This is a genomic window from Bacillus sp. ok061 (genome assembly GCF_900108285.1).
Classification (GTDB): Bacteria; Bacillota; Bacilli; order Bacillales; family Bacillaceae_G; genus Bacillus_A; species Bacillus_A thuringiensis_S.
The window spans coordinates 26122-37943 of record NZ_FNUW01000044.1 but is presented as its reverse complement, the minus strand read 5'-3'; the positions used below and the strand labels follow the sequence as shown (position 1 = coordinate 37943).

Sequence of the window (11822 nt, the reverse complement as noted above, 5' to 3'; positions counted from 1 at the left end):
ACCGCAACTTGTCAAAACATGAAAAAAATAGCCCTCCATCTGACCAAAAAAGGTCTGGTGGAGGGCTATTTTTTTGAAACTCTATTATTTTATGTTGTTTTTATTCGCTAAAATCAAAATGATTCCAGAGTGTGGGGAACCCTAAAGGGTTTCCCAACACTCTGAAAAAAGGTTTCCTTCTAAGGAAACCTTTTTAATATTATTTATAGCATTTTGTTTTTTTGATATTCGAATTTTTTATTGTAAAGTCGTAAAAATTGACGTTACTATCTAAAAGTAAGTATGATGCGATTATAGTAAGATTTTTTAGGGGGAAGAAAGATGACAAGTTCAAGTAATAAAGCAGCGAGTATTTATGAAGGAACAAATGTAAACGCTGGGGGATCTTTTGAAAACGTTGAAGAAACAAAGTTGTTTGATCCAATTCAAATTGGAGCTTGGTCTCTTCGTAATCGTATAGCAATGGCACCAATGACAAGATGCTTTGCAGATAATGAGACTGGAGCAGTGGGTGCTGATGTAGTGGAATACTATAGAAAGCGTGCTGCTGACGGAGTTGGATTAATTATTACAGAAGGAATTGTCATTAGTCCAAGAGCGAAAGGGAATCCAGGAGTACCAGGAATTTATACACAAGAACAAATCGATTCTTGGAAACCTGTTACAGAGGCAGTACATAAAGAAGGCGGGACGATTATTGCTCAAATATGGCATGTTGGGCGTATGAGTCATCATGAAATAATTGGTGGCCAAATGCCGCAAGCACCATCTGCTATCGCTGCAGAGGGAAATGTTCCACGTTTTCGTAAACCGTTTGATACGCCAGAAGCAATGACGTTAGAAGAAATACAAGAAGTGATTGGTCAATACGCACAAGCTGCGAAAAATGCAATCGAAGCTGGATTTGATGGAGTAGAAATTCACGGTGCACACGGATATTTAATTGATCAATTTACGTATGAGTCTGCGAATAAGCGAACAGATAAATATGGCGGTAATTTAAAACAAAGGTTAACGTTTATGAAAGAAGTAACGGCTGCTGTAATAGAAGCTGTTGGAGCTAATAAAACACTTCTTCGCTTCTCTGCTTTCAAAGGTGATAATCCTACTTATATGTGGGAAAACCCTGAGCTTGCAATTGAAACGTTCGTAAATATGTTCAAAGAAGTTGGATTAACGATGATCCATCCTTCAACGATGAATTATACGCAAGAGATTGCTGACGGAAAGAATTTTCATCAATTAGTAAGAAAATATTGGGATGGTACGATTGTTGGAGTTGGTAATTTAAATCCGAAAGAGGCCGAAAAAGAGTTGCAAGAAGGAACGATTGATGTAGCGGCATTCGGAAGACCGTTAATTGCAAATCCAGACTTTGTTCATCGAATTAAACATGCTGAAAGTTTAGTTGAATATGATGCAAAAGAGCATCTTGCTACGTTAGTATGAATAAAGATAAAAGGAGAGCACATCGAGTGTTCTCCTTTTATTATGGGATTTCATAGGGGGAAGCGGGATGAGTGAAACGCTACTCGTTATTATTAGTATATTATTATTTTTAATGTTGCTTTTAATCGTCTTTTTTATCATTACATTTTTTATAAAAAAACGAACACATCATTCTATTTTAAAATTACATCCGTACTTAGGAAGAATGCGCTACTTACTGGAAAAGATAGGGCCTGAATTTCGGCAATATTGGTTTGATCATGATACGGATGGAAAGCCTTTCTCACGTTATGATTTTCAAAGTGTTATGTTTTTAGCGAAATACCGCTCTGAAATACTTGGTTTTGGATCAAAACGAGATTTTGAAGCTTCTGGCTATTATATTGCTAATACATTATTTCCGATATTAACTGAGGAATTAAGTGTGAATTTCACGCAAGAGCGAGAAGGTAGAAAGTACGTGATTCATAAAGAAGGATTATTTTCAAGAAAAGAAAAATTGACAGCGGATACAACGAATCTTTGGCTGTATGAAGAAGATGATGCAATTATAGTCGGTGAGAACCGTAAATATCCGTGGAAGCTACATGGCATGTTTGGTGCATCTGCGACTTCTTACGGCGCGATTGGAGAAAATTATATTTTAGCGAGTGGTTTTGGAGCAAAAATGGCAGGCGGATCGTGGATTAATACTGGTGAAGGCGGCGTTATTCCAGAACATTTACATACAGGAGCAAATATCGTTGCGCAAATTGGTCCAGGGTTATTTGGATACCGTGATGAGGACGGTGATTTTTCAATGGGAAAATTCATGGAGAAAGCGAAAGAAAGTAATATTAGAGCATTCGAATTGAAATTTGGGCAAGGTGCTAAAATACGTGGTGGTCATCTAGAGGGACAAAAAGTAAATGAGAAAATTGCTTCTGTTCGCAACGTCCGAAAGGGAGAGACGATTAATTCACCGAATCGATTTTCATTTTTAAAGAATGCAACGGATACACTTTGTTTTATTCAACAGTTGCAAGAAAGAGGCGGTAAACCAGTTGGAATGAAAATTGTAATTGGTCAGCAGGAGCCTTTGGAAGATTTAATAAAAACAATGAAAGAACTAAACATTTACCCAGATTTTATTACAATAGACGGTTCAGAAGGCGGGTCAGGAGCAACTTATAAATCGATGGCAGATTGTATGGGACTGCCGCTTATTCCAGCATTACTTACATTTATCGATACAGCAAACCATTATGGTGTCCGTAACAAGTTTAAAGTATTTGCATCGGGTAAATTAATCACACCAGATAAAGTGGCAATTGCTTTAGCGATTGGGGCGGATGCTGTAAGTTCAGCCCGCGGATTTATGATGGCAAGCGGCTGTATTATGGCCCTTCAATGTAATTCTGGCCAATGTCCATCTGGTGTGGCCACGACGAATCCGCATTATCAAAAAGCGTTAGATCCGTATGAGAAGAAGTGGCGAGTCATGAATTATATTATTAGTATGAGATATAGTTTATTTTCATTAGCAGCGGCAGCGGGAGTGAAGAGCCCGCGCCATTTAACTAGAGAGCATATTGTGTTTAAAGACGAGATGGGGAGAGTAGTTCCTCTTTCGGAATTGTTTCCTATAGTAAATTAAATCTAAAAGTATATTTGATATGTAAGATTTTTCAGAGGAATAATCATATTGTTTGGAAAAATTAGGAGTATAATAGGGGAGTATTTTTAAAAATGACTATTTTTAGGGAGAGATTCACGTGCAGCAAGGTTCGTACAGTATTACAATTTTTTTACTCGTCATAGGGCTCGTTATATTTAGACGCATGCGTTCTATGAATCGACCAATTAAAAATAAAGGAAGACGATTACTATTGCCATTATTCTTCTTATTACCAGGTTTTTCTTTATATGCTGCACCGATACAACTTGTTGGTTGGCAAATTGGTATAGCTGCTGGGATCGGTCTGTTATTGTCAATTCCACTTATTATTTTAAGTGGGTATGAAGTTAGAGAAGATGGTCAAATTTATGCGAAAAAAAGTATCGCTTTTATTGCTACATTTTTAGTTATCGTTCTTTTACGTGCTTATTTTAGAAGACATTTACAAGGTTTAGATCCAAAGTCAATTGGCATTCTTTTCTACACTCTTGCGGTTTGTTATATAGTACCCTGGCGTATTGGATGCTATATGAAATTTCGTAAAGTATATGTAGAGAAAGAGAAAATTGAGATGTCAATAAGCTAAAAGTCATACATTTGTATGGCTTTTTCTTTTAAAATTTATCGGGTAAACGAATGAAAATAAGGTGTGAAAAAACATCGTTTTATTTTTTGAATATTTTTGCTTTAATTTCTTAGAAAATCATTGTAATCCAATGGGATAAAGGCGTTTATAAAGGTTTTCACATGTAATGAAAAGTGCTCGTTCACTTGAAAGAACAAAAAATGTTTGTTAAGGTAGGGAACCATAAGCGAAAACAAGAAAATAGAAAAAGTCATTTTTCGAAATTTTGAATGGCTTATGGAATAAGGGAGAGATTTGGTGAAGATTGAAATTATGGTTTCGCTTGCTATTTATATGGCAGGTATGTTGTATATCGGATATTGGTCTTATAAGAAGACATCCGATTTATCAGATTATATGTTAGGCGGAAGGGGACTTGGTCCAGCAGTTACAGCTTTATCAGCTGGTGCTTCTGACATGAGTGGTTGGATGCTAATAGGATTACCTGGTGCGATGTATGCAACAGGATTATCAAGTGTATGGATTGCGATAGGTTTATTAATAGGTGCTTATGCAAACTATTTAATCATTGCCCCACGTTTACGAACTTATACAGAAGTGGCAAATGATTCAATTACGATTCCAGATTTTTTAGAGAACCGGTTTAAAGATCGTACGAAAATACTTCGTTTTGTCTCCGCTATCGTCATTTTAGTATTTTTCACATTTTATGCGTCGGCTGGTTTAGTTTCAGGTGGACGTTTGTTTGAAAATTCTTTTAACCTTGATTATAAAATTGGTTTATTTGTAACAGTGGGTGTCGTTGTTGCGTATACACTATTCGGTGGCTTTCTAGCTGTAAGCTGGACGGACTTTGTGCAAGGTTGTATTATGTTTATTGCGCTTGTACTAGTGCCAATTGTTGCTTTTACGGATGTCGGTGGTGTAACAGAAACATTTAATACGATTAAGCAAGTCGATGCATCGCATTTAGATATGTTTAAAGGGACCACGATACTTGGTATTATTTCATTTTTAGCATGGGGACTTGGGTATTTTGGTCAACCACATATTATCGTCCGCTTTATGGCAATTACCTCTATTAAAGATTTAAAGACTTCTCGTAGAATCGGTATCGGTTGGATGACGATTTCAATTATAGGTGCAATGCTTACTGGTCTAATTGGTATCGCTTATTATGCTAAAAATAATGCGACATTACAAGACCCAGAAATGGTCTTTGTAACATTCTCAAATATTTTATTCCATCCGTACATTACAGGATTTTTATTATCAGCTATTTTGGCTTCGATTATGAGTAGTATTTCCTCACAATTACTTGTTATTTCAAGTGCAGTAACGGAAGACTTTTATAAAACATTTTTCCGTCGTAACGCAAGTGACAAAGAACTTGTATTTATCGGTAGATTATCAGTATTAGTAGTAGCTATGATTGCAGTTGTTTTAGCGTATCATCCAAGTGATACAATTTTAACACTTGTAGGTTATGCTTGGGCTGGATTTGGTTCAGCATTCGGACCAGCTATTTTATTAAGTTTATATTGGAAAAGGACGAACAAGTGGGGCGTTCTTGCAGGTATGATTGTTGGTGCAGTAGTTGTTATAGCATGGGTACAAATTCCAAGTTTAAAAGCAATTATGTATGAAATGGTACCTGGATTCTTCTGTAGTTTATTAACTGTTATCGTTATAAGTTTATTAACGAAAGAGCCCGTTAAGGCAGTTCATCGTGAATTTAATGAGATGGAGGCAGTACTGGAAGAAGAAACGAAATGATTTGCAAAAAGAGTAAACGATGAATAGCGTTTACTCTTTTTACATGTAAAATGAAAGTAAGGACTTATTGACAATAAAAAATAAGTAACTTATAATAAATCTTGATTTCGAGATAAATAACATTCATAATAAAAATTTATGATGGTTATAAATCGAACAAATATTTTTTAGAATTTATCTTGAATTCAAGATAAATTAGTTGGTTAGGCACAGATACGTAATTTTATAATTAATATCTCGAATTCAAGATAAAATTGCAATGACAGATTTTACTTTGTAGTATGGACAAAATGAATAATGAATTTAAATGTAAAACAATTTTTATAATGAAATAAAAAAGGAGTGGAAGAAATGGAAAAGAAAACAATGGGAATCCATCACATTACAGCGATTGTAGGGCATCCGCAAGAAAATGTAGATTTTTATGCTGGGGTATTAGGGTTACGTTTAGTGAAACAAACAGTGAATTTTGATGATCCAGGAACGTACCATCTTTATTTTGGAAATGAAGGAGGAAAACCTGGAACAATTATTACGTTTTTCCCATGGGCAGGTGCTCGTCAAGGTATTATTGGGGATGGTCAAGTAGGAATTACGTCTTACGTTATACCAAAAGGTGCAATGGAGTTTTGGGAAAATAGATTAGAAAAATTTGATGTTTCGTATACAAAAATGACTCGTTTTGGAGAGCAGTATTTAGAATTTGATGATCCGCATGGTTTGCATATAGAATTAGTTGAAAGAGAAGAAGGTGAATTAAATAATTGGAGTTTTGGAGAAGTTACACCAGAAGTAGCAATTAAAGGTTTTGGAGGTGCTGTTCTTTTATCTACACAGCCTCAAAAAACAGCTGAATTGTTAGAACATATTATGGGTCTTGAGAAAATTGGAGAAGAGGGTGAATTTGTTCGATTCCGTTCTTCTGCTGACATTGGGAATATTATTGATTTGAAATTATCAACAATCGGTCGTGGTCAAATGGGCGTTGGCACAGTTCATCATATCGCCTGGAGAGCGAGTGACGATGCTGATCAGCTAGACTGGAAAGAGCATGTATCGCGTTTTGGATATCACGTAACTCCTGTACAAGATCGAAATTATTTTAACGCGATTTATTTTAGAGAACATGGTGAAATCTTATTTGAAATTGCAACAGATCCTCCTGGTTTCGCTCATGATGAATCGTTAGAGTCGATGGGTGAGGAATTAAAGTTACCGGAACAATATGCACAACATAGAAAACAGATTGAACAAACGCTTTTACCATTTGAAGTGAGAAATTTAGATTAAAGTGATTGAAGGGGGAACAGAATTATGATGAAACATGTTTTTCAAAAAGGAAAAGATACGTCAAAACCAGTGTTGTTATTACTTCATGGCACAGGTGGTAATGAATTAGATTTACTACCACTTGCAGAAATAGTTGATCCGGAATCGGCGGTATTAAGTGTTAGAGGAAATGTGCTAGAGAATGGGATGCCGCGTTTCTTCCGCCGATTAGCAGAGGGCATTTTTGATGAAGAGGATTTAATTTTTCGTACGAAGGAATTAAATGAATTTTTAGATGAAGCGGCTAAAGAATATAAATTCGATAGAAATAACATTGTAGCTATCGGTTATTCGAATGGTGCAAATATCGCAGCAAGCTTATTATTCCATTACGAAAATGCATTGAAAGGTGCTGTGCTTCATCACCCAATGGTACCTAGAAGAGGAATGCAATTAGCAAATTTAGCAGGGAAATCTGTGTTTATTGCAGCTGGGACAAATGACCCAATTTGTTCATCAGCAGAATCAGAGGAATTGAAGGTACTATTAGAAAATGCAAATGCGAATGTAACAATGCATTGGGAAAATCGAGGGCATCAATTAACGATGGGTGAAGTAGAAAAAGCAAAAGAGTGGTATGACAAAGCATTTTAAAAAAGAAGCATCTGCTAACGATTAGCAGATGCTTCTTTTTTATTTAAGACTGGATTGCAAGATGAGATGAAGAAAGTGGTAGCTCAATATCAACAATCGTACCTTTATTTAATTCGCTTGAAATGTGTAATCTACCATGATGTTCTTCAATTATTTTGTAACACATCATTAATCCTAGTCCTGTACCTTTTTCTTTTAAACTATAAAAAGGTTCGCCTAGACGGGAGATACGATCTTCTGGAATGCCGCAACCTTCATCGATAATTCGTATTAAGATGAAATTATCCTCTAATGGTTTTGTTTGGATGAAAATATTTCCGCCATTTGGCATCGCTTCTATCGCATTTTTTAATATGTTTATAAAAACTTGTTTTAATTGGTTACCGTCACATTGAATATCATATACGTAATCAAAATGATCCATGATGATATGAACGCTATGCATAATTGCAGTCGGTAAAATAAATGTAACTACCTCTTCAATTAAAGTTTGTATGTTACAAGTTTGGATAGATAATACTTGTGGCTTAGACATCGCCATAAATTGACTCGTGATGGATTCCATTTGTGAAATCTCACTTAACATAACATCGATATACCATTGTTGCTCCTCACTTATTTCAGGGAGGAGCAACGTTAGAAAACCTTTTAGAGAAGTGAGTGGATTTCGAATTTCATGGGCAATTCCAGCTGTCAGTTGTCCGACTACTGCGAGCTTCTCAGATTTTCGTAGTAACTTTTCAGTTTCTTTTAGCTCAGTAACATCTCTCCCCATTACGATAAGACCTTTGCGAGAACCGTCAGGATGATAAAGCGGAACTTTTGATATACTTAAGATTAGATCGAAATCATCTCTATGTATAATAAATTCCTCGCCATGAAGAATTTGTCTTTGTTGCCATGCTAGTTCATCGATTTCTTCACAATGTAAAAAAGCTTCTCGGTATGCTTCATTATATTGAATGAGTTCGCTATCTTTTTTCCCGTGGTAAGGTACATGATGGAAATTGAAGCAAGAAAGTGCGTAGTCATTTGCCTCAAGCCAGCGCCCTTCATGATCTTTAAATATAACAAACGCAGGCATGGAGTTTACTAATGTACGTAATCTCTTCTCACTTTCTTTTAGCATATTCTCAATTCTTTCTGATTTTTCAAGCGGCTTCATAATAGCATATACGCCAGTAAGACGATTTTGAACAAAAATAGGAACTAGTTTTGTCACAACATCTAATAAGAATCCATTTTTATGATAAATAGATAAGATATATTCTTGTTGATTATCCGCTTCAGTATTCTTTATATTTTGTAATACTTGCTCAGAAATATGGGCTTCTAAAATAGAGGTAATATTTTTCTGTTCTAATTCTAAAGAAGTGTAACCTAATATTCTTTCGGCAGAAGGATTTATATGTAGGATAACTCCTTCTAAATTTAATGAAATAATACTATCAGGATTGTGTTCGAACAGAGATGCGTACATTTCTGTTAATGAACGATCTTGTATATGGTTTCGTAAACGTCTAGAAATGTTCGGATGACGTTTTTTTTGAGTTGGTGAATATTTTTTACGACTCATAATAGTTCCTCCGTACAAATAGCATCTAAAAAGATTTGTCTATTCATAACTATAATATAGGTATAACCTATATTTCTATAAAAAATAAAGTTACAGAATTGAATTTATTTTCTTTTTTTACTAAAAACATATAATGCAGTAATAAGAGAAGCTTATATCGTTTTATTATTTCTTTGTAAGTTACATTGAAATGCTTTCGTTATAACATAAGGGTAGAGGAGGGGATGGAACATGAAAAATTATATTAGAGGGATTGATCACGTGCAAGTAGCTGCACCTGTAGGGTGTGAAGAAGAGGCGCGTGATTTTTATGGGAATACGATTGGTATGGAAGAAATTCCAAAGCCAGAAGAGTTGGAAAAACGAGGTGGATGTTGGTTTAAATGTGGAAATCAAGAAATCCATATTGGTGTCGAGCGGAACTTTACACCACATAAAAAGGCTCATCCAGCTTTTTATGTGAATGAAATTAATGAATTTAAGCAAACACTTATAGAGCAAGGTGTTAAAGTGATTGATGATTATGCACGGCCAGATGTAATTCGATTTTACGTGTCAGATCCATTTGGAAACCGAATTGAGTTTATTCAAAATAAAGACTAGGTGGATTCCCACCTAGTCTTTAACTTCTTCTGAAAAGTCCTAACACTTCTACAGTTTCTGTAATATTCACGAATGCATTCGGGTCGATTTCAGAAATTGTTAGTTTCATACTTGCTAATTCTTCACGAGAAACGACCGTCATAAGTACACGCTTTTTCTCGCTTGAATAAGCACCTTCGCCATCAAGTAACGTTATTCCACGTACAACAGTTGAAAGAAGTTGTTTTTTCATTTTTTCTGCTTCATTTGTTACAATCATAAGTGTAACTTTACGATGTTTTGTATGAACAGCATCAATTACTTTACCAGTTACATAAATTGAAAGTAAGCTTGTAAGTGCAACATCCCAGGTGAAGAAGAATCCTGCGATTATTACAACGACTGTATTTAAAACAATAAGGAATCCGCCAAGTTTAATGTCTCGCTTACGGGATAAAAGCATACCGATAATATCAAATCCACCAGTGGATCCATTACAGTTAAAAACAAGACCAATACCAGCTCCGGCGATGACACCTCCGAAGATAGAAGATAACAATGGATCTGTTGCTACGACTTTTACTGGAACGTAGTATAATGCAACAGATAATACAACTACAGAGACAACTGTGTTAAAAATTACTTTTTTTCCAAGACCTATGTACCCTAAAATAAGGATAGGTAAGTTTAATACAAAGTTAATAATGCCTGTGTTTACAGGGGTTACAATCCCTAAAATAATAGCAATTCCGCCAATTCCACTACTTAAAATTTTGTGGGGGATAAGGAAAAGATTAAAGGCAACCGCAATAATAATAGAACCGATAATAACACCAAGGAATCTGACCATTTCTTTCCCGTCCTTCACTGAAAAATTCATATTATTTCAAGATTATATATGATATTGAAAGTTTTGGGTAAAAACAGTTTATTTAGGTAAATTAGATTAATCAAAAGAATTTGAGTATTTTATCGTTTGAAAGGGGATACAGTTTTGAAGATAAAAACATATCAACAGAAAAGCCCGTTGAAGCAAGAATGTGAGGATTCTTATTTTTGTAATGAGAATAAAAGGATGTATGGTGTGTGTGATGGTGCAACACCCCTCGTTCCGTTTCAGGATGAAAAGGGACATAATGGAGCATACATCGCTTCGCATTTATTTGCAAGTTATTTTACTTCATTACGAGAGAATCATAGTTTACGATTTGCAGTTGCAAAAGCAAATGAAGCATTGCAAAGCAAAATGTTGGAATATAAAGTAGATACGAGAAAGAAAGAGCATTTGTGGTGTACATGTATTGCGGCAGTTCAAATAGATGGTGAGACAATTGAATATGCGCAGCTTGGGGATTGTATGATTGTCGCAACTTTTCAAAATGGAACGATGCAAGTATTAACGAAAGACACAGTTGAAGGAATTAGTAAACGAGCAAAAAGGAAGAGGGAAGAGGATCGTAAAAAAGGGTTATCTGTACCAGAAGAATATGTTTTTCAAGATGTGCGAGAACAGTTAAAATACAATCGTTATCTTGCAAATATGCCAAATGGTTATTCAGTTGCAAATGGAATGAAAGAAGCGATACATTATTTACAACATGGTGAATTACATATAGATGAAGTGAGTGGGATTTTTATTTGTTCAGACGGGTTATTCCACCCAGATTGGCCACTAGAACAAACTGTTGCATATATAAGAAAGAATAGTATAAACGAATATGTAGCAATCATTGAAGAGCTAGAAGTGGAAAAGAGAATAAGGTCAGATGATAAAACGATTATTATGATTGATTTTTAAGAGGAGGCAGTTTAAATGGAAATTAAATATGTCAATCTAACATTTCAAGATGAATTAGTTCCTTTAGAAAAAGTAAATCAACTGATTATCCACCATACAGCTGAAGATGGATGGGACGTGTATAAAACGCATGAATTTCATCAAACTGTAAGAGGGTGGAGCGGGATTGGTTACAACTATTTTATCGAAAAGGACGGAACTGTAGTGGAAGGGCGAGGTTTACATATTGGTGCGCACGCGAAAGATCATAACCGTCATACAATTGGAATATGTATGACGGGAAATTTCGATAAATACGATCCTACTCCTGCACAAGTGAATGCATTATATTCTTTATGCAAAATGTTTATGAAACAATTTGCTATAAAGAAAGAAAATATACTCGGTCATAGAGAGTTAGAAGGAGTTACAAAAAGCTGTCCTGGTAATCGTTTTTCTATGGTAGAGTTAAGGAAGATATTATCTTAAATATAGA

11 protein-coding genes are annotated in these 11822 nt (G+C 35.3%); 9 read left to right on the top strand and 2 right to left on the bottom strand.

The window, feature by feature from the left end:
* Positions 1-321: 321 nt before the first annotated feature.
* The 6 genes from C4S65_RS31475 to C4S65_RS31450 all read left to right on the top strand — a co-directional run bounded on the left by C4S65_RS31475 (position 322) and on the right by C4S65_RS31450 (position 7391).
* On the top strand, positions 322-1449 hold the full coding sequence (locus C4S65_RS31475) for an alkene reductase (RefSeq protein WP_098838343.1): 1128 nt from the start codon (positions 322-324) through the stop codon (positions 1447-1449).
* Between the two features lie 67 nt (positions 1450-1516).
* Positions 1517-3085 carry an FMN-binding glutamate synthase family protein gene (locus tag C4S65_RS31470; protein ID WP_086407555.1) on the top strand — a complete coding sequence of 523 codons (1569 nt, stop codon included), beginning with the start codon at positions 1517-1519 and terminating at the stop codon, positions 3083-3085.
* Between the two features lie 118 nt (positions 3086-3203).
* On the top strand, positions 3204-3692 hold the full coding sequence (locus C4S65_RS31465) for a cytochrome c biogenesis protein CcdC (RefSeq protein WP_001183916.1): 489 nt from the start codon (positions 3204-3206) through the stop codon (positions 3690-3692).
* Between the two features lie 297 nt (positions 3693-3989).
* The gene (gene putP / locus C4S65_RS31460; RefSeq protein ID WP_141551085.1) at positions 3990-5468 is read left to right on the top strand and encodes a sodium/proline symporter PutP; all 1479 of its coding nucleotides are present in this window, start codon (positions 3990-3992) and stop codon (positions 5466-5468) included.
* A gap of 351 nt (positions 5469-5819) precedes the next feature.
* Complete coding sequence (locus C4S65_RS31455) at positions 5820-6758, top strand: ring-cleaving dioxygenase (protein ID WP_061665796.1); 939 nt, start codon at positions 5820-5822, stop codon at positions 6756-6758.
* Positions 6759-6782: 24 nt separating this feature from the next.
* Positions 6783-7391: an alpha/beta hydrolase gene (locus tag C4S65_RS31450; protein WP_000975491.1), complete on the top strand. Its 609-nt coding sequence runs from the start codon at positions 6783-6785 to the stop codon at positions 7389-7391.
* Positions 7392-7434: 43 nt separating this feature from the next.
* Here C4S65_RS31450 and C4S65_RS31445 read toward each other — a convergent pair whose 3' ends face one another.
* Positions 7435-8967, bottom strand: a complete 1533-nt coding sequence (locus tag C4S65_RS31445; protein ID WP_061665794.1) for a BA3702 family sensor histidine kinase — start codon at positions 8965-8967, stop codon at positions 7435-7437.
* Positions 8968-9198: 231 nt separating this feature from the next.
* Here C4S65_RS31445 and C4S65_RS31435 point away from each other — a divergent pair, with 231 nt between their 5' ends.
* On the top strand, positions 9199-9570 hold the full coding sequence (locus C4S65_RS31435; RefSeq protein WP_000800782.1) for a VOC family protein: 372 nt from the start codon (positions 9199-9201) through the stop codon (positions 9568-9570).
* A 19-nt stretch (positions 9571-9589) separates the two neighbouring features.
* Here the strand turns inward: C4S65_RS31435 and C4S65_RS31430 are convergent, their stop codons facing one another.
* Complete coding sequence (locus C4S65_RS31430) at positions 9590-10399, bottom strand: YitT family protein (protein ID WP_000251348.1); 810 nt, start codon at positions 10397-10399, stop codon at positions 9590-9592.
* A gap of 126 nt (positions 10400-10525) precedes the next feature.
* Between C4S65_RS31430 and C4S65_RS31425 the strand changes: the two genes are divergently transcribed.
* Together C4S65_RS31425 and C4S65_RS31420 are read left to right on the top strand one after the other, a co-directional pair.
* Positions 10526-11347 carry a protein phosphatase 2C domain-containing protein gene (locus C4S65_RS31425; protein ID WP_142391606.1) on the top strand — a complete coding sequence of 274 codons (822 nt, stop codon included), beginning with the start codon at positions 10526-10528 and terminating at the stop codon, positions 11345-11347.
* 15 nt (positions 11348-11362) lie between these two features.
* The gene (locus C4S65_RS31420) at positions 11363-11815 is read left to right on the top strand and encodes a peptidoglycan recognition family protein (protein WP_000404192.1); all 453 of its coding nucleotides are present in this window, start codon (positions 11363-11365) and stop codon (positions 11813-11815) included.
* Positions 11816-11822 lie beyond the last annotated feature (7 nt).

Excerpts from the sequence above, each read along its gene's own strand:
- C4S65_RS31475 (WP_098838343.1), top strand. The coding sequence starts at position 322 with ATGACAAGTTCAAGTAATAAAGCAGCGAGTATTTATGAAGGAACAAAT.
- C4S65_RS31445 (WP_061665794.1), bottom strand. The coding sequence starts at position 8,967 with ATGAGTCGTAAAAAATATTCACCAACTCAAAAAAAACGTCATCCGAAC.
- C4S65_RS31435 (WP_000800782.1), top strand. The coding sequence starts at position 9,199 with ATGAAAAATTATATTAGAGGGATTGATCACGTGCAAGTAGCTGCACCT.
- C4S65_RS31470 (WP_086407555.1), top strand. The coding sequence starts at position 1,517 with ATGAGTGAAACGCTACTCGTTATTATTAGTATATTATTATTTTTAATG.
- C4S65_RS31430 (WP_000251348.1), bottom strand. The coding sequence starts at position 10,399 with ATGGTCAGATTCCTTGGTGTTATTATCGGTTCTATTATTATTGCGGTT.
- C4S65_RS31420 (WP_000404192.1), top strand. The coding sequence starts at position 11,363 with ATGGAAATTAAATATGTCAATCTAACATTTCAAGATGAATTAGTTCCT.
- C4S65_RS31455 (WP_061665796.1), top strand. The coding sequence starts at position 5,820 with ATGGAAAAGAAAACAATGGGAATCCATCACATTACAGCGATTGTAGGG.
- C4S65_RS31450 (WP_000975491.1), top strand. The coding sequence starts at position 6,783 with ATGATGAAACATGTTTTTCAAAAAGGAAAAGATACGTCAAAACCAGTG.